Source organism: Microcoleus sp. Aus8_D2 (genome assembly GCF_036702665.1).
In the GTDB taxonomy this organism is placed as follows: Bacteria; Cyanobacteriota; Cyanobacteriia; order Cyanobacteriales; family Microcoleaceae; genus Microcoleus.
On record NZ_JAUBUN010000023.1, the window covers coordinates 22,768 to 39,716 of the forward strand.

At 48.1% G+C, this 16,949-nt stretch carries 15 protein-coding genes; 6 read left to right on the plus strand and 9 right to left on the minus strand.

The annotated features are described in order from the left end of the window. Positions 1–366: 366 nt before the first annotated feature. The 3 genes from kaiC to QUB64_RS18745 form a co-directional block, all read right to left on the minus strand. Positions 367–1,929 carry a circadian clock protein KaiC gene (kaiC, locus tag QUB64_RS18735; protein WP_333275260.1) on the minus strand — a complete coding sequence of 521 codons (1,563 nt, stop codon included), beginning with the start codon at positions 1,927–1,929 and terminating at the stop codon, positions 367–369. 144 nt (positions 1,930–2,073) lie between these two features. Continuing rightward, positions 2,074–2,388, minus strand: a complete 315-nt coding sequence (kaiB, locus tag QUB64_RS18740; protein WP_265233654.1) for a circadian clock protein KaiB — start codon at positions 2,386–2,388, stop codon at positions 2,074–2,076. 153 nt (positions 2,389–2,541) lie between these two features. Then, positions 2,542–3,477 carry a circadian clock protein KaiA gene (locus QUB64_RS18745; protein WP_442921678.1) on the minus strand — a complete coding sequence of 312 codons (936 nt, stop codon included), beginning with the start codon at positions 3,475–3,477 and terminating at the stop codon, positions 2,542–2,544. 395 nt (positions 3,478–3,872) lie between these two features. On the opposite strand from QUB64_RS18745, the gene QUB64_RS18750 reads away from it, so the two are divergent. From QUB64_RS18750 to QUB64_RS18760, 3 genes are all read left to right on the plus strand, one after another. Then, positions 3,873–7,091, plus strand: coding sequence for an ATP-binding response regulator (locus tag QUB64_RS18750; RefSeq protein WP_333275265.1), 3,219 nt, complete (start codon positions 3,873–3,875; stop codon positions 7,089–7,091). 406 nt (positions 7,092–7,497) lie between these two features. Beyond that, on the plus strand, positions 7,498–8,379 hold the full coding sequence (locus tag QUB64_RS18755) for a tetratricopeptide repeat protein (protein WP_442921679.1): 882 nt from the start codon (positions 7,498–7,500) through the stop codon (positions 8,377–8,379). 169 nt (positions 8,380–8,548) lie between these two features. Next, the gene (locus tag QUB64_RS18760) at positions 8,549–9,760 is read left to right on the plus strand and encodes a glutathione S-transferase family protein (RefSeq protein ID WP_333275269.1); all 1,212 of its coding nucleotides are present in this window, start codon (positions 8,549–8,551) and stop codon (positions 9,758–9,760) included. A gap of 12 nt (positions 9,761–9,772) precedes the next feature. Here QUB64_RS18760 and QUB64_RS18765 read toward each other — a convergent pair whose 3' ends face one another. From QUB64_RS18765 to QUB64_RS33010, 4 genes are all read right to left on the minus strand, one after another. Then, complete coding sequence (locus QUB64_RS18765) at positions 9,773–10,198, minus strand: nitrogen fixation protein (RefSeq protein ID WP_333275271.1); 426 nt, start codon at positions 10,196–10,198, stop codon at positions 9,773–9,775. A 42-nt stretch (positions 10,199–10,240) separates the two neighbouring features. Next, positions 10,241–10,585: a hypothetical protein gene (locus QUB64_RS18770; RefSeq protein ID WP_333275273.1), complete on the minus strand. Its 345-nt coding sequence runs from the start codon at positions 10,583–10,585 to the stop codon at positions 10,241–10,243. Positions 10,586–10,839: 254 nt separating this feature from the next. Next, entirely contained in the window at positions 10,840–11,025 is a 186-nt protein-coding gene (locus QUB64_RS18775; RefSeq protein ID WP_333275276.1) for a 6-pyruvoyl trahydropterin synthase family protein, read from the minus strand. Between the two features lie 428 nt (positions 11,026–11,453). Next, positions 11,454–11,702: a DUF928 domain-containing protein gene (locus QUB64_RS33010; RefSeq protein WP_369124814.1), complete on the minus strand. Its 249-nt coding sequence runs from the start codon at positions 11,700–11,702 to the stop codon at positions 11,454–11,456. On the opposite strand from QUB64_RS33010, the gene QUB64_RS18780 reads away from it, so the two are divergent. Then, a complete protein-coding gene (locus tag QUB64_RS18780; RefSeq protein ID WP_333275278.1) occupies positions 11,641–11,877 on the plus strand; it encodes a hypothetical protein in 237 nt (78 codons plus the stop codon). The genes QUB64_RS33010 and QUB64_RS18780 overlap by 62 nt on opposite strands. 115 nt (positions 11,878–11,992) lie before the next feature. On the opposite strand, the gene QUB64_RS18785 is transcribed toward QUB64_RS18780, so the two are convergent. Continuing rightward, entirely contained in the window at positions 11,993–13,276 is a 1,284-nt protein-coding gene (locus tag QUB64_RS18785) for an HhoA/HhoB/HtrA family serine endopeptidase (RefSeq protein ID WP_333275280.1), read from the minus strand. Between the two features lie 285 nt (positions 13,277–13,561). Between QUB64_RS18785 and QUB64_RS18790 the strand changes: the two genes are divergently transcribed. Together QUB64_RS18790 and QUB64_RS18795 are read left to right on the plus strand one after the other, a co-directional pair. Beyond that, complete coding sequence (locus QUB64_RS18790; protein ID WP_333275282.1) at positions 13,562–13,918, plus strand: metal-sensing transcriptional repressor; 357 nt, start codon at positions 13,562–13,564, stop codon at positions 13,916–13,918. A gap of 515 nt (positions 13,919–14,433) precedes the next feature. Beyond that, positions 14,434–15,801, plus strand: coding sequence for a tyrosine-type recombinase/integrase (locus tag QUB64_RS18795; RefSeq protein ID WP_333275285.1), 1,368 nt, complete (start codon positions 14,434–14,436; stop codon positions 15,799–15,801). Between the two features lie 695 nt (positions 15,802–16,496). Here the strand turns inward: QUB64_RS18795 and QUB64_RS18800 are convergent. Next, positions 16,497–16,934, minus strand: a complete 438-nt coding sequence (locus tag QUB64_RS18800; RefSeq protein ID WP_333275287.1) for a helix-turn-helix domain-containing protein — start codon at positions 16,932–16,934, stop codon at positions 16,497–16,499. Between the last annotated feature and the right edge of the window lie 15 nt (positions 16,935–16,949).

Genomic DNA, 16,949 nt, shown 5'->3' on the forward strand with positions numbered 1-16,949 from the left:
TCAACGTTACCGTACCCTGGAACCCACCTGCTACCATCCCAGTGCTGCTGACTGATAGTTTTCTTGCCGTTGCCGTCGTCTACTCGCTTGACTCGGACTAACCGCGAGCCATCACGCGCCGGATACTCCCAGTAACGAGTTTGTGCTGCGCGAACTTCCTTTTGCTCTTGAATCGGTGCGTAATAAAGCCGGCTTTCGCTGTCCGTCTTGGTGGTGGCTATCCCTCCGTGCTCACTGAAATTAATAAAAAGATCGATCGTTCGCGATCGATCTTTTTTATGACCAATGGTAAAGGAGTTCTGGCTGTGTGGGCGATTTCAGAACACAGCAGCGCGCACCGCGCACCCTACAACAGACTGCTGATTGTCAAATATCCTCATCGTCTTGACCTTGCACCCCCTGGAGAATCCGCGATAGTTCACTCTTCTCATTAACCGAAATCCGAGTCGGAGAACCGCTGATAATCCGTTCGTAGCCACGGAACGAATCTTTAATTTGCGGGCCTCTTTCAGTAATCGTGTATTCCCGAATCCCTTTGTCGTGCCACGAACCGCGCATCTTAAACACATTAAGTGCCCGCGACATTTCGCCTCGAATCTCTACATACTGAAGCATGATAATTGTGTCAGTAATCGTAGAAATATGGGAGTCGGTAATCGAATGAGAACCCATAAACTGGTCGCTTGTGTTCGTGAAAAAGCCGGTGATTTCTTCCTGCTTCGCAAAACCCGTCACCCCGATCACAAATTGCCGAAAAGCATTATTGCTGACACCTCTAGCTAAGGCCGACAGCGAGTCTATGGCAATTCGAGAAGGTTTGAACTCAGCAATTTCTGATTTAATCGTCTGTAAGTGGTCTTCCAAACCCGCAGATTCCGGGTAAGTGCACAGTAGCTTCAGCAGTCCTTTGTGTTCCATTTCCTCAAAATCAATGCCCCAAGAATAAGCATTGCGGAACAACTGAGCCCGCGACTCTTCATAGGCAAAAAGTAGTGCCCGATTGCCGTTCATACAAGCATTCTGCAAGAACTTGCTCACCAACAGCGTTTTGCCGGTTCCCGTCGCACCCGTAGCCAAAATAATCGAGTCTTTAAAGAAACCGCCGCCGCACATCTCGTCGAGAGTTTTATCGCCGGAAGAAACGCGCACGTTAGAAGACTTTTGAGTTAATCGCATCGCCCCCAAGGGGAAAATATTAATGCCGTCATTAGTCATCGTAAAAGGATATTCGCCCTTCATGTGAGTTGTACCCCGCAACTTCAAAATTTCGATGGTGCGGCGGCGGCGTTCCCCTTCCAAAACGTTGCGAACAATCACTACATTATCCGACACAAACTCTTCCACTCCAAACCTGGCCACCGGGCCGTATTCTTCGACCCGTTCGGTAGTCATAACTGTAGTGGCGCCTACTTGTTTGAGGCGCGCAACTAAGCGAAAGATTTCTCGGCGCACGACGGAGGCAGCTTCATACTGCTGAAATACGGCTGTCACTGAATCTATAGAAACTCGCTTGGCTTTGTACTTGCGAATGGCGTACTGAATCCGCTCAATTAAGGCAGACAAATCAAAATTTCCCACGATATCCTGACCTTCTGGATCGGGTGAAGCGTCCAAAATAAATAGCTTCCCGTCATCGATTAACCGTGCCAAATCCCAACCGAAACTGCAAGCATTTTTAATAATATCTGTCGGAGATTCTTCAAAAGTTACGAGCACTCCAGGTTCGTCAAAATGGGTGATTCCGTTATAGATAAATTGTACGGCAAATAAAGTTTTTCCCGTTCCTGACGTGCCGCTGACTAGGGTGGTTCTGCCAATGGGCATTCCGCCGTGACTGATGTCGTCGAAACCCTCAATCATCGTGCGAATTTTCTCGACTCCTGCCGTTACAAATCCTTCTGGTTGCACCGTTTGACTAATTTCATTCATGTCGATTTTTGTCAACTCTCAGTATTCTTTAGTTGTCACTCATTAACCGCAGATCATGAGTCTTTATACCCAGCTTTTAGTTGAGGCTCTTGCTCAATAACTAATGACTGCTGACTGCGGACTAATTACTGTCACCTGATTATCTTATGAATTCAGGTCTTCTTCGCGAAGTTCTTCATAGAGCAAATCTAATCCTATCAGAACTTTCTCGCGATCGGACAAATCGCCAATAATTTTTCGCACCGGCGGCGGCAGGATTTTCGCCAGCGTCGGGGTTGCCAAAATTTTGTCCTCTTCTGCTAGCTGAGGATTTTTGAGAACGTCTATGACTTTCAGCGCGTAGACTCCTTGAAATTCTTGTTCTAGGATGTCCTTTAGGGTTTTCAAAGCTCGTACTGAGTTGGGAGTATTCCCGGCAACGTACAGCTTGAGAATGTAGGTTTTCTTCAGAGGACTCATGAACTTTTTAAAATGTTGAGTATTAGTTGTCAAATGTTAGTTGTAGTTGTTATTTGTCTTGAATCCGCTGTTCTTTGTTATTTTATAATAATTTCAGCCTCACGATCGCGCTGCCGAATGCCTTCTCCTTTCTTTTTTGTTAATTTTTACCTTCTACCTTCGGCCTTGAGATGTCTCTTTAGGAATCGATCGCCTGTACATCTCGCACAGGTGAGCGATCGCGTCAATCAGAGTCAAGCGGTAATCGAGCAATATTTCTTCACTGCGCCCTTCTAATTTTAGCTGTTTGGCAAACTCGTCCATCAATTCCATGTGAATTTCTACAACTTGAGTCACGGGAACGTCAGCAAAAAAAGCCAAATTCACAAATTCATCTATTTGATTGTTGACCGCAGTATCTTCAGAAAAATAATTCAACACGATGTCGCGATAACTTGACTTGAGTTGCTCCAAGAACTTTTGCTTCTCTGGGCTTGGCAGATTTCGCAAAAAAATCTGGGAATTTCTTTTATAATACACACCTAAGTATCCTAATCGCTCCCGTAATTTTTCCGCAAGTCGCCGCTGCTGTCGGCTTAGCAAACTTTGAGCAGTCAATTGGGCCGTCGCATCGATCTTGGCGGATTGGTCATTGACAGGAACCGGAGTTGAAAGTTTCAGAAATTGTGCGATCGCCCGATCGATACTGGCAGCTATGGATCTCGATTGAGCGATTGGCAGTTGCACCTCAGCAGGGTGATAAAAAAAAGCACAACTTTGCTCTTGACTCTGGTCGGCGGTACGGGCTGCCGCCTCAAAACCATCTGAAGGTGGTGCTTCTAGTCTTCCATCTTCCCCGGGCTGCGACGAAAAAATCACAGCAGGCAAAAAGATCGATCGTGCTTGCAGCTTGCTGAGGAGCTCGCGCCGATCCAGATCTACCTCAAAAACCAAACAATCGAGGTGGTAATTGTGCTTAAGGAATTCCAAAAACTCCACTGCCGACTTAATGTGCGTTAAAGCATAGCGTTCGCCCGTCAAAAGCTCGATCGCAGATCTGGCGATTTCCTCAGAGCGGACAAAAATACCGATCGACAGTTGGGGAACCAAACCTCTAGGTGAACCACCCAAGTTGTCCGAAAGTGCTGGATCGCTCAGAGTTGATATCTCCTTTACAAAATACTTAACATTTAATACTCATTAAAACATTTATTGTAACCAATCTTAACCGCCAAATAGGCGATCGGCTTCTAGCACAGCGATCGTCAAAGTGTACAGATTGGCTTTTGTGTCAAGCACCCTGAACCTGATTTCTGCAATTAAGCTTAAGCCTTAAAATAATTGCTAGTCGCCTCAAATCAGGTGCAGGCATCAAACTCGCTCTTCTGAGTGCAGCTCCGGGGCATGATAAAGAACTGGTATAAAACTAATAAGATAAATAAATCGGCAGCTACATTGGGTATCAAAAATATTACTGCTATAGATAGCAGACTCTCAGGTTTGTTATGCCAACCATCAGCCCCAGTCTCAAAAATTTTATCGACCCAGTGCCGCTGTGCCGGACGACGGCGACCCTATCATCGCTGCGGTCAATTTTCAGTCAGAGCAACTGCGATCGAGTCGCAGTAGTCAACGAACAGCTACAGCCCGTGGGATTAGTTTACCTCCGCAGCCTGTGGGCCCTTTGGGCCGATCGCACAAACGACGGACAGCAACCTTTGTCAGAAAGTTCGATCGCGATCGAACCCGTGAGAATAGTATCGGCCGCTCTGAGCGTCAGCGACTTCTGGGAATACCTGCAAACAGAGGAACTTAACACCCCAGCGCAGCCAGGCCAAAGCACCGGCGGTTTATCCAAAAGCCCGATCGCCCTCACAGATGCCAGCGGTAAATTTTTAGGACTGCTAGAGGGCCTGAGCCTGCTGAAATTCGCCGCAGTTAACAGCAGCATGAGGGCCGAGCCAACAGCAGTCAAAGAAATCGAATTAATGCCGGTTTCCTCCGCCATCGCCACCGCCCTTGAAGCTCAAGTGCGCTTTCTAGAAGCAGGGTTGAAACCCTCGGAAAACCTGAACTCCCTTGTTCAACTCCTGGAAAAACTGCCCCTGCCCCTGAGATTGCAAACCCCCACCGGCCAAATAGTCAGCCAAAACGCAGCGTGGCGGATTTTGCTGGGAGCAGGCCCAGAGCCAATTCCAGAACCAGCAGCAAATTTGGGCAAACACTCGCCCCACAAACCAAGCCATCTCACAACCGAATACAAGAGCGTGCCGGTAGAGGCCGTCGCGAAAGAGTGCAGGAGCCTAGTGGGAGCAAGTCGATGGGGCGATCGCGATACAACCGCAGCCACCAGTTGCCCGCTACCCCTGTACGCCGCCGCCTCAGAGTCAACCTTAACCGCTCCAGCTTGGTGTCCCACCGCCGGCAAACCAGACACCTATATTTGCGATTGTCCTGTACAAACAGGTCAAGAACGGATCTGGCAATTTGTCAAACAGCCGCTTTCAGACAAACTAATTTTAGTCATGGGACAAGATGTCACCGAAGAACATTTAGTCGCCAAAGAACTAGCAGCAAAAAACGCAGATTTAATCCACCTCAACCGACTCAAAGACGAATTTTTATCCTGCATCAGCCACGAACTAAAAACCCCGCTCACCGCCGTCCTCGGTTTGTCCAGCCTGCTCAAAGATAAATTGATCGGAGAACTCAACGATCGCCAAACACGCTACGCCAGACTAATCCATCAAAGCGGGCGGCATTTGATGACAATAGTGAACGACATTTTAGACTTAACCCGAATGGAAACGGGGCAGCTAGAACTAATTCCCGAACCCGTCGAAATAGCAGCCACCTGCAAAAGAGCTTTTGAACAAGCAAAACAACTGCAACAGCAAGAAGAAAAATCCCCTGCTGGGCAGAGCCAAAAAAACGCCGCAGCGGACGGAGAACCCGGAGCCAAAATCGAATTTACACTCGAAATTGAACCGGGACTGAGCTACTTAATTGCCGACGAACTGCGACTCAGGCAAATGCTCGTCAATCTGCTTGCCAACGCCATAAAATTCACCGAAGCGGGGGGCAAAATCGGCTTGAAAGTAAATGTTTGGGAAGGTTGGCTCGCCTTCACAGTTTGGGACACCGGCATCGGCATCCCCGCCGACAAACAGCACCTGATATTTCAGAAATTCCAACAGCTAGAAAGCCCCCTCACCAGACGCTTTCAAGGAACCGGACTGGGACTGGTACTGACTCAACGGCTCGCCCGTCTCCACGGCGGAGACGTTTCGTTTATTTCCTCAGAAAACCAAGGCTCTCAATTTACCTTGTTGCTGCCGCCAAGTCCTCCGGGAAATAGCGGGGAAGAATCCCCAGCACATACAGCAGCCGAGGTTGAATTATTCAAAGCACAATATCAGACTCCGATCGGCAATTCTCGCTCTCGTTTAGTATTAATAGTCGAAGCAGTTCCCAAATATATCGAAGATTTAAGCAGCGTCCTCTCAGGTTTGGGCTACCAAGTAATAGTCGCCCGTTCCGGCACCGAAGCGCTGGAAAAAGCCCGCAGGTTCAGTCCCGAAGTGATTTTCCTCAACCCGCTGCTGCCGCTGCTGTCCGGTTGGGACGTGCTGACGCTGCTCAAGAGCGATCCAGATACCCGATCGATTCCGGCGATCGTCACAGCCACCAGAGGCGAAAAAGAACGGGCTTCTGTCAACCGAGCCGAAGGCTTTTTGAGCTTGCCAGTGGAAGAACCTGCTTTGCGCAGGCTGCTAGCAGACTCGATCGGCCGCTCCGATGCCAGCAGCCGCAAGGTGAGGAGTTCTTTAACCGTGTTGTGGCTCAGCCCGCAAAACAGTTCCTCTCAAGGTTCGGCTTTACTGCTAAACCCCACCTACTGCCGGGTTTTGGAAGCAGACGACCTCGGTCAAGCAGAACTCGTAGCCAGAATTTGGCGGCCCGACGCGATCGTCTTGGACAGTACCAGTCAACTGCAAAACCCTTTAGCTTTCATCGAACAGTTAAGTCGATCTCGAAATTTGGGTGCTCTCCCCTTAGTAACTTTAGACTCTGCAACGACGCAACTAGCAAATCAAGTCAAAGGATTGTCGGTATTTCCCTGTTTGGCAACCGGTAATCCCGATGGTAGCGAAACCTCACGCACCGGGTTGGGGGCAAGTGCGTTGTGGCAAGTGATTCAAGTAGCTGCGGGCATGAGTTGGAAGCCCAGCATTTTATTTGCTGACATTTCGACTTTACCGGACTTGCACCGCACTGCTGGGGGGAATCCGACGGGAGAATTGGAAAATGGCGATCGATCGACAAAAGCCGAGATTCCCATTCCCCATTCCAAGTTTTCTACTCCCAACTTTCAAGCTTTGATTCAGTACATCCAAACCGCAGGCTTTCGAGGGGCGATCGCCCCCTGCTGGACAGAAGTTTTGCAGCAGTTGCAATATCAAAGCGTGGACTTAGTGTTGCTGTGCTTGCGAGATGCCCCCTCAGAATCCGGTGCTATGTTGCAAGCGCTATCGAACCTGCGGCAAATGGCAGTAAAACTGCCAATTTTAGTCTGGGACGATCGGTCTGCTGTAAATTCGGAATCTGAGGCGATCGACTTTCTGCTGCAAGAAGTATCTGCCCAAATTTTGCCTTCTTCCTTTTCGGCAGCACAATTGTTAGACAAAATTCAACAGACTTTATTAACTAACTCAAATTCCTAAAATTGAAGAATTTATCCGGTTCGTAGTGAGGACTTTAGTCCGCAAAAAAGCAGTGAATCAAAACTATTATTGAGTGGAAAAGGTAGGTAATGAAACCAGTCGTCCCGCCGAAAAACTCGGAAAACTCGCATTCCTGACTACAAACCGATTTTAGGGTAGTTATTTAAGGTTAAATAAACTTCATGAATTCCCGTAAAAATCAAGAAATTACCAGGTTCGTAGTGAGGAATTGAGTCCGCAAAAAAGCAGTGAATCAAAACTATTGTGACTGATAAAAAACCTAATTTTGGAACTATTAAAACCAAAAGTAGGAAGCGTTGCGAGTCAAGAAGCAATATCAAAACTCAAAAAAATGAGTTATTATGATCGATCGAGAAACCCTTATATTTTTTTCTGGGGCTGTACAGTGCCTAATCGCATTCCTTTAATATCTCTGGTGCTCGCACTCGGTTTGTGGACAATGCCCAAGCCTGTTGTCGCACAGGCACTTCTGCCTTACACCCTGGAAATCGACTCGGCCGGGCTCGAACAGACAGCCTTGAGCCTTGCAGAACGAGCCGTCCAGCTAGCCAGAGTCCAGCAGTACCAACTTGCCGTCCCCAGTGCCGAACTCGCCACACAGTTAGCCCCCAAGAATGCTCAAACTTGGACTTTGTTAGGCAGCTTGTACCTTCAAATCGAGCAGTTTGACAAAGGCATTGAAGCTTTGGGGCAAGCTCAATCTCTGGCACCAGAAAATGCCTCAATTAAATTTGTCTTGGGAGAAGCTCACTTTCGGAAAGCGAACTACGAGAAAGCAGCCGAATACTTGCAAGCAGGGTTGAAAATAAAGCCCGACACTCCGGGCGCATTATTTGATTTAGGTAACGCTTTTTACAAGCTCCAGCGGTTCGATCAGGCGATCGTCCAATATGAAAAAGCCTTTGCTTTAGAAAAAAAACTCTGGCCCGCTATCAACAATATCGGATTAGTCAAATACGAAATGGGAGATGTCGATAGCGCCATCCGCCGCTGGCAAGAAGCGATCGCGATCGACGACAAAGCAGCAGAACCAATGCTAGCTCTAGCAGTAGCACTCTACACCAAAGGCGACAAAGAAAAAGGTTTAGCAATGGGAGAAGCCGCCCTAAAATTAGACAAACGCTATGCCACTGTAACTTTTCTCAAAGAAAACCTCTGGGGCGATCGCTTGATCGCAGCCACCCAAAACTTCCTAGCAAATCCCCAAATTAAAGCAGCACTCACCAAAATTCAAGACGCCCCATCATCTCCCCAGACATCGCCCTAAGGGGGAGAGTCTACTCGTTACTAGGCTGTGCCTGGTAACGCAGATAGGCGAGGAAGAGCCTCCTTTTTTCCAGCCGAGGCTCTTCCTCGCTGATATGGATTCCAAGGCTCTGCCTTGGAACCAGTTAAACCAGTTCATCCCCAATCTAAAATCTAAAATCGTATTACCTATGACATCCACCACTCCGATCGCCCCCCTAAGCTGGACACAACTAGAGGCCCTCACAGACTTCCAAGTCGATACCGTCAACGGGCCAACCAACTCTCAAGCCCGGTTGCGTCTCTTCGGACAGCCCGAATCCGATGTGAGAGTCACACTGTACCGCGATAATCATGCCTGGTGTCCCTATTGCCAGAAAATCTGGCTGTGGTTGGAAGAAAAACAAATCCCCTACCGTATTGACAAAGTTACCATGTTCTGCTATGGGGAAAAAGAGAACTGGTACAAGCGCAAAGTGCCGTCGGGAATGTTACCGGCGATCGAACTAGACGGCCGGATCATTACCGAAAGCGATGATATCTTAATCGCCCTAGAACAAGTCTTCGGCCCCTTAGGTTTGGGCATGAAAAACCCCCAAGTCCTTCCGCTGCGGCGGCTAGAGCGACTGCTGTTTAGAGCTTGGTGCTCTTGGCTGTGCTACCCGGCGAGTTCAGCAGCAGTAGAACAACACAACCGCAAGCAATTTACCAGCGTCGTCGCCGAGGTGGAAGCAGCACTCTCGCGCACACCCGGGCCTTATTTTCTGGATGAGTTTGGCACTGCCGATGTAATTTTTACGCCCTACGTCGAACGGATGAATGCCAGTCTTTATTACTACAAGGGATATTCCATGCGCGAAGAAAACCCGCGCTTTGCGGACTGGTTTGCGGCGATGGAAAGCCGCCAAACTTATCGCGGTACTCAGAGTGATTTCCACACCCACGTGCACGATTTACCACCTCAAATGGGCGGCTGCTATGAAAACGGCGAACCCCAGATGCTACTCAACAAAGCCCGCGTGGACAACGGGCCTTGGGCCCAACTGCCGGATGTGATGTATCCAGAACCGGAAACCTCCCGCGCTGAAGCACTCCACCGCGTCATCAAGCACCGCCACAATATCATTCGAGTCAACCCTGCTGAGGACAACTTATTTGATGAAGCCCTGCGCTGTGCTTTAACTTTGATGATGACGGGTCAAGTTTGTACTCCACCCCCAGGCTCTGATTCTGCGCTGCGATATTTGCGCGATCGGGTAAATGTGCCCAGAGATATGTCGATCTACGCGGCCAAGCGGCTGAGGGAAAGCTTAGAGGAAACTGCCGCCCTGGTGGGTGACGGCCAAGGTACTCCCATTCCTCAGAAGCAGCGGCGGGATCTTGATCCGGCTAACTTTGTATGACACTCCAAAGCGCTAAAGCGCCACATCGCGCATGAGTTCAGACGGTGTGTAGTTATCCGTAATCACTTGCGGACAACGCATACAAGCTGCCTTACCTTCCTGCTGCCACCACCGACAATCTCGGCGGATAGAACAAGGCGGCAATTGGGCCACTACAGCAGGCAACTTTTCGGCAACTCGCATTGCTAAACGACAATCTTTACCATCAAAATGCTGACAACCCTTAGCCGCACAAGGTGCCGCCGCGCGAAAAACTTCCGCAGGTGCCACTGGGTGAACTTTTGCCATCAATTCATCCGTAACAGGTAGGGGTTGCTTGAGATAAGCTACGCGAGGTTCTGTTACCGTTCCGCTGATGACTCCAAAGACTATGCTATCCGCCAATTCTGGTCTAGCACTAGGGCAAAGCGTCATCCGATCAGCAGCATTATTTTCCATCGATTGAGCCTCCAGCGAAAAGAATTTTTAACCTTTGAAGGCTTACGATAGAGTCACTTGATTGCCCGGTGGCAGTGCAATTAGCCCCACTACAATCGGCGGACAAGTCCACTGAATAGGTGGCTTAGGAAGAGCAACCGGCAGGCAAATAGGCTGAGCCGGCAGATCGACAGGAGCGCAGGGCAAAGAAATAGGTTTCAACCCGGCTACTGTGATGAGATTTAGAGTTTTACCACCCACAACGCTTGCCGCTTCCGCATCAGACAAAGCGGAGATATCTACTTCTGTATCCGGGGAACCTCGTCTGGCGATCGCATTGGAAACAGCATCACCAATCAGGTCATTAATTTCGAGTTGACAGTTGTCTTTTCTGTTATTTACGTCCATTGTTACCATCCTATTAGCTTGTAACTGCAGCTAGGCTTCAATGTAACTCAACTCAAAAAAGCCATGTTGCCATTTTGGCAATTCTTTGAGCGAGATGGCTTGAGAAACCCATTTCTCAACGAAATCGGGTTAGAAGGATGTCAGTTTATTTACACCTACCTGCTTAACTTTTCTTCACGATCTCTGCCGTTCGCCAAGCTGCTTCCGCTGCTAACTGAGGGTAATGGATTTGCTATCAGTCCCGATCGGAAATTTCAATCATCCTCATATTCCACCCAACTGTTGGGCGTTTCAGACACAGCAACCTTTAGCTGCATCCCTTCAGGTAATCGCTGCTTCGTCTCATCGTAAATATACTGAGCGATCATTTCGGCTGTTTTTTCGTATTCCGGTGGCAGAACCTCATTCAAAACGCAGCGATCCAACCCTCCCTTAGTCACATCCTGCGGGAACCCAGCGCAATGTCCTGAAATCAGCCACCATCACTTGATGGGGGACAAATTCTGAGGAGTTAAATATAGGACGTAAAATAATGTAACAAGTCCCGACATAGCCTGAGATATTGTGCTAGATTTCACGTAATTTCAGAAACACAAGGCAGTAATAAATTGTGTTTGAGCGCTCTTTCAGTGTCGGAAATCACAAAGTATTTGTGTCACCGCTACGGTTCCGAATCCACAAAAGTCACTGAAGATACATCTTAAATGCCCGCACTTAGTGCAGTCATGTTCACGTAAATCTTGGTATTCTTTGAACTTTAATGCCCAGGATGTGGTTGCGAAATACCACGAGATTTAAATAGAGCCTTGAGGATTTTTCTCAAGGCGATGTGGGATACCAGCTTCACTGACTTTTTTTGTTGGTGATGTTATACTGAGCATACTAGATGTCTTTGATGTCGCAGAAGGTCTCGGTTAAAAGTATCAAGAATACCGATAATCCCTTCCCCTTGCTCCAGCTCAAAAGTAGTTTGGTAAACAACATTCTGGCTTTGATCGTATAGTTCCAACTTGGCGGTGGAAAAAGAGGGTTGACTCTTGACGTAAAACCAGAAAGTGGAATACTCGGCAACAGTCAGTGCTAATCGCGATCGATTGGTAGGGAGGATAGCCAACAAGTCGCACGAGCCCCGGCTGGCTGCATTTGAGGTATCGTCCGGTTTCCCGATCGATGGTGGCTCGTATTCTCAGACTTCTAATACTGGCGATAAGTTAAGAAGACGCTCGCGGTTGAAACCGCGTCTATACAAGCTTGCACCCGATCGAGCGAGGGGTTTCCGAGCGGGCGGTTAAAATTATGTTATTCTCTCTTTGTCCGCGCACCATCCGGACATCGTTTGTATCAACCTGGTTTCAACCGCCGTCCGATCTTCCCGCAAATTAGGTTTTGTGCCTAATTCCCGATCGGCTAAAAATCCCTCAATTGAGCAGTTTGAACCGCAACTTCCTTAATCTGGGAACCGCGGCGCACCTTCAGCTTCAGAATTTGACCAATTTTGCTGTTTTCCACCAAATTTTGCAACTGTTCCGGTTGAGTCACTCCCTCGCCCTCAATTTGAACAATCACATCCCCCTTGCGAACCCCCGCTTTCTCAGCAGGCGTATTGGGCACAACTCGCATCACCAACACCCCAGTAACTTCCGGGACAATCAAAGGAGCATTGGGGTCAGAATTATTCTCTTTGGCCATTTCCGGAGTCAAAGCAATCATCTGAATCCCCAAAAACGGATGGCTGACTTGTTCTCCCTTGGCTAACTGCGCGTAGATGGCCTTGGCTTTGTCGATCGGAATTGCGAACCCAATACCCATTGCATCGGCTCGAATCGCCGTGTTAATGCCAATCACTTCTCCTCTGCTGTTTAACAGCGGGCCGCCGGAATTGCCGGGATTGATGGCGGCGTCGGTTTGAATGAAATCGAGGCGCTTGTCGGGAATGCCGACGGCTGCGCTCGATCGCTTCAGGGTGCTGATAATGCCTAAGGTGACGGTGTTGTCAAATCCGAGGGGGTTGCCCACGGCGATCGCCCAATCACCTACTTTCACCGCATCGGAATCTCCCAGTGTTGCCACGGGCAAGTTTGATTGCTTAGTATTAATTTTGACAACTGCCAAATCTGTTACTTCGTCAGTACCTTGGACTTCTCCTGGAAATGTCCGCCCGTCGTTTAAGGTAACAGTTACTCGATCGGCTTTGTCAACTACGTGAGCGTTGGTTAAAACAATCCCGCTTTTGTCGATGATGAAGCCAGAACCTTGACCCCGCAAGTGTTCTTGTCTGGGCGTCATGCTGCGCAAATCTTCTCCCAAAAATCTGCGGAAGAAGGGGTCTTCCATTAAGGGGTCGAGGTTGCGGCTGACAGTGCGCTCGGTATCAATGCGGACAACAGCAGGCCCGACTCGATCGACTGCCGCCGTCACAAAACTGTTGGTATCTGCCGCCACCTGCGCCGGGAGTTCCGGGCTCCGCAGTGCGAGCATTTGCGGATTTTGGGCAGTTGCTGGGGAACTCAAAGGTACTTTCTGCACGGCTGTTTCTGTCTGTTCCCGCCAGTTGGGCTGATTTTTGCCAGCGGCCCAGACGGATGCAGCATTGATGAAGAGAGCACTCAGGGCGATCGTCATTACTAAAATCAGGGCGAACCAGCGATCGCCGGTGCGGGGTGCGGGGCTAAAAAACTTAAATAGTCGCATAGCGTCAATCTTTGTTAGTCTGGGTTATTCTGGTAAAGGTGTGCGATCGAGCGGACTCAATAATCTGCCGCTATGAAGATCCTAAATATATTTTGACAGCTACAATACACGAGTCTGGAGCCAGCACAAACTCAACATATTCTCAATTCTAACTTTAAAATTTTCCCTAGTAATACCAGTTTCAAAAAAAGATGCGACTGTAAGCCACTGCTCCAAACCCTTACGGCATAGTTCATTCCCAATTCTTCAATTCTTCAATCTCAAATCTCAAATGGCATAACCCCGATGATTGTATCTGATACTTCTACTGACAAATCCTTACCCTCAAATTCCCACCACCACCATCACGGCGATGAATCAGTCCACCCTCACCATCACGATGAAGAATCGATGCGCCGGCTGGTTAATCGCTTATCTCGGATTGAGGGACACGTCCGGGGCATCAAAACAATGGTACAAGAAAACCGTCCCTGTCCCGAAGTTCTCGTGCAAGTTGCAGCGGTTCGAGGCGCGCTCGATCGCGTAGCAAGAATCATTCTTGACGAACATTTAACTCAGTGCATTGCCAGAGCCGCTAAAGAAGGCAATATCGATACCGAAATAGAAGAGTTGAAAGCTGCTTTGGATCGGTTTTTGCCTTAGTCGCTGCCATTTTTTTACATATACCAGCATCGCCAGATGGTTAGGAAGTTCTGGCGAGCGATCGCTTTCCTCATCCGATTAATTGCAAATAAAAGTCTCTCGCGACGATAACTAAAGGCTGCCTTCTTCCTTCTTTTTATCCTGAGGGAAGCCGTTATTGATGACTGATTACTGATGACTGATTACTGATGGTTAGGAAGTTCTGGCGAGCGATCGCTTTCCTCATGCGATTAACTGCAAATAAATGTCTCTCGCGACGATAACGAAAAGCTGCCTTCTTCCTTCTTTTTATCCTGAGGGAACCGGTTATTGATGACTGATGACTTCTTCCTTCTTCTTTCTTCCTTCTTCTAGAACAAAACCTGCAAATTGGGAAAACCTTGCAATTAACGTGCTATACTCCCCTTAGGAAGTGCATATGCAGACTACATATGCAGATTCTAATCTGAATAAACAGCTACTTTGATAGAAGTATGCTAGAAACTCAAAGCCTTACAGAACGTTGAAAACAGAATATGCAAGCAAAAAGCAATCACGTCCCTGAGACCATCAAAGTCCAATCTGACAATGGTAGCCTCCGGTTACAATTCAGTACAAAGTACAATCCCATCTTTGCGGGGAAACGGAAGCATCAGGGGTTAGCTATGAAGGATACCCCTGAGAACTGGCAGAAGGCTGTAGCCATAGCATGGCGGATAGAGGAGGACTTGCAGCACGCCGACTGGCAACTGCTATTTGACCCTACTTTCGCTAAATACGGCCTGAAAACCAAGTACGCTGCTGAATTGAAACTGGCAGCACCCATACCCGAACCAGAGCCTGAGATGACTGTAGGCGCAATGTGGGAGGACTATCTGATTTGGAAGCAACCACAGTTGGAACCGACAACGTTTCACGCTACCTATCAGGTCACTTACACCAACTCTCTCAAGGGTCTTGTCTGGAACTCCGGCTGTGCAGCTTTTTCTGAAAGCAAAAAGCGACTTTGGGACGTTCGACTAGATTCCAATCCTACTGAAATCCTACAAACACTGCCACTGGCAAGTGCCAGCAAAAAGGGCTTAACAGCCGCTTTGCAGGCAGCTTTTAGGTACTCGCAGGGAATTGGCAAGACTAAGCTCACGATTAATCCATTCGATAATGCTGATTGCATTACCGAGAATAAGACTGACAAATACAAGTCTGTAACTACTGCTAACGGCGTTATTCGACAATGGCATGAATTGATTGACAACGAAACCGACCCAGAGGAAAAAGACCGCCGTGCTTTCACTAAGGAGGAACGGGATATCATTATCAAGGCGTTCTACGAGTCGGAACGAAAAGCGGTGAGGCAAATTGCACCGCTTATCGAATTTTATTTCTTGACAGGTTGCCGTAGCGGTGAAGCTTTTGCCTTGACCTGGAATAACGTTAGACTTGACAGCGGTCAGATTGTCATTCACAAGAGTTATGCCAGTCGCCAGAAGCTCGTGAAAAAGACAAAAAACGATGATATCCGATTGTTTCTTATGTACCCTAGGCTGCGCGCGCTCCTGTTACGTATTCAGCCAATTACCGCCCGTCCAACGGACTTGGTATTCCCCAACACTCAGGGAGATAGCTACAGTAGCACTACGTTAGGCAATCTCTGGAACAAAAACAGCACTAATGCTTCGGGGATAATCACTGCTGCAACCACAGGGATTGTCAGGCAGTTAGCGGACTCTGGCGCTATTTCCTGCTATTTATCGCCTTACCACACTCGCCACACCTTTATTACTCTACAAGCCCGGTCGGGAGTTGATTTGGTGATGCTGGCTAGTATGTGTAGTACCGGTGTCGAAATAATAATGAAGCACTATCTGGAGCATGACAAAACCGCGCAATTAACCGACATCTAACTGCTCACCCACCTGACCCGCCCCAATAAGGCGGGTTTTTTATTGTCTAGCTTTTAAACAAAGTGTAGACAGGCTGTAGACACCCTATTTCCCCGCCTTTGCTAGTAAACGGGGATACATGGATACATGGATACATGGCTCAGTAAAACCGAACTCTAGAATATTGCTAGATGAGTTTGCTGGTGCCAAGTTGATAGACGAGCCAAAGGGCGTCAGTGAATCAGTCCCACATGGACTCTCGGGATGCCACCTAAAATGGCTGAATTGCTAGAGCTGTGATATAAATTAAGTCAGTGAAGGCTGAAAGTCTTGGATAATGATACTATTTGCAAACTAGACCCAACTTGCAAGTTATTACTTCTGGGGTTTTATTTAAGCATCTTTCACAAACGCGAGAAAAGCATCAAATCTTTTCCCCCTCGCCCAAATCACCAGAACACATAGTTTATGTGAGCCGCAGTTTATGAGAGCGAGTTTCGTTAACAGGACTGACCCCAAACAAACCCGGTTTCTGCGAGAAATCTTGGTTTGGTAGCGAAGTATCTAGGAAGAAACCGGGTTTCTGATCCGCGCGCGTCAGCCCTAGTTACAAAAGAATTAGTTAGTTTTGTATTGGCTGCTCCCGTCCTCAAAAGCTTTAAAGGCTGAGTGCAAACAATTGGACTGGTGATTAACAAAGCAGGCCTATCAACTGTCTAGACTTTCGTCAGCTTGCCTTTTAGCTGGTATCTGACTGTGGCGTAAACGGCTTTATAGGAAGCCTCAATGCTGTATTCCTGCTGCAACCACTCTTGAATTTCTCCATAGGTTTTAAAGCCTTTATGGGGGTCGCTGAGGCGCATTGCCAAACTAGCGCGGGCTAGAGGAGGAATGGCCGGCTTGCGCCCGCCACTGTGCTTGGTTTCCAGGAGTCCTTCGAGTCCGTCAGAGCGGTACTTTTTCAACCACCGCTGCACTGTAATTCGGTTTACCCCGATCGTCATTGCCAATTCTTTAACTGTCTTAACGTGACAAATTTTGAACAGGTAAAGTGCTTGAAGTTTTTGAAAGCCGCTTGCCGTTTTTTGTTCGGTTAACAGGCTTTTTAGTTCTTCAATTGTCTCTGTGATGCTAAGTTTACATACTCCAGCCATATCAATTACCTCACG

Bases quoted from the DNA above. Each gene is read 5' to 3' on its own strand.
- kaiC (WP_333275260.1), bottom strand. From the start codon at position 1,929: ATGAATGAAATTAGTCAAACGGTGCAACCAGAAGGATTTGTAACGGCA.
- kaiB (WP_265233654.1), bottom strand. From the start codon at position 2,388: ATGAGTCCTCTGAAGAAAACCTACATTCTCAAGCTGTACGTTGCCGGG.
- QUB64_RS18750 (WP_333275265.1), top strand. From the start codon at position 3,873: ATGCCAACCATCAGCCCCAGTCTCAAAAATTTTATCGACCCAGTGCCG.
- QUB64_RS18760 (WP_333275269.1), top strand. From the start codon at position 8,549: ATGACATCCACCACTCCGATCGCCCCCCTAAGCTGGACACAACTAGAG.
- QUB64_RS18765 (WP_333275271.1), bottom strand. From the start codon at position 10,198: ATGGAAAATAATGCTGCTGATCGGATGACGCTTTGCCCTAGTGCTAGA.
- QUB64_RS18770 (WP_333275273.1), bottom strand. From the start codon at position 10,585: ATGGACGTAAATAACAGAAAAGACAACTGTCAACTCGAAATTAATGAC.
- QUB64_RS18785 (WP_333275280.1), bottom strand. From the start codon at position 13,276: ATGCGACTATTTAAGTTTTTTAGCCCCGCACCCCGCACCGGCGATCGC.
- QUB64_RS18790 (WP_333275282.1), top strand. From the start codon at position 13,562: ATGATTGTATCTGATACTTCTACTGACAAATCCTTACCCTCAAATTCC.
- QUB64_RS18795 (WP_333275285.1), top strand. From the start codon at position 14,434: ATGCAAGCAAAAAGCAATCACGTCCCTGAGACCATCAAAGTCCAATCT.
- QUB64_RS18800 (WP_333275287.1), bottom strand. From the start codon at position 16,934: ATGGCTGGAGTATGTAAACTTAGCATCACAGAGACAATTGAAGAACTA.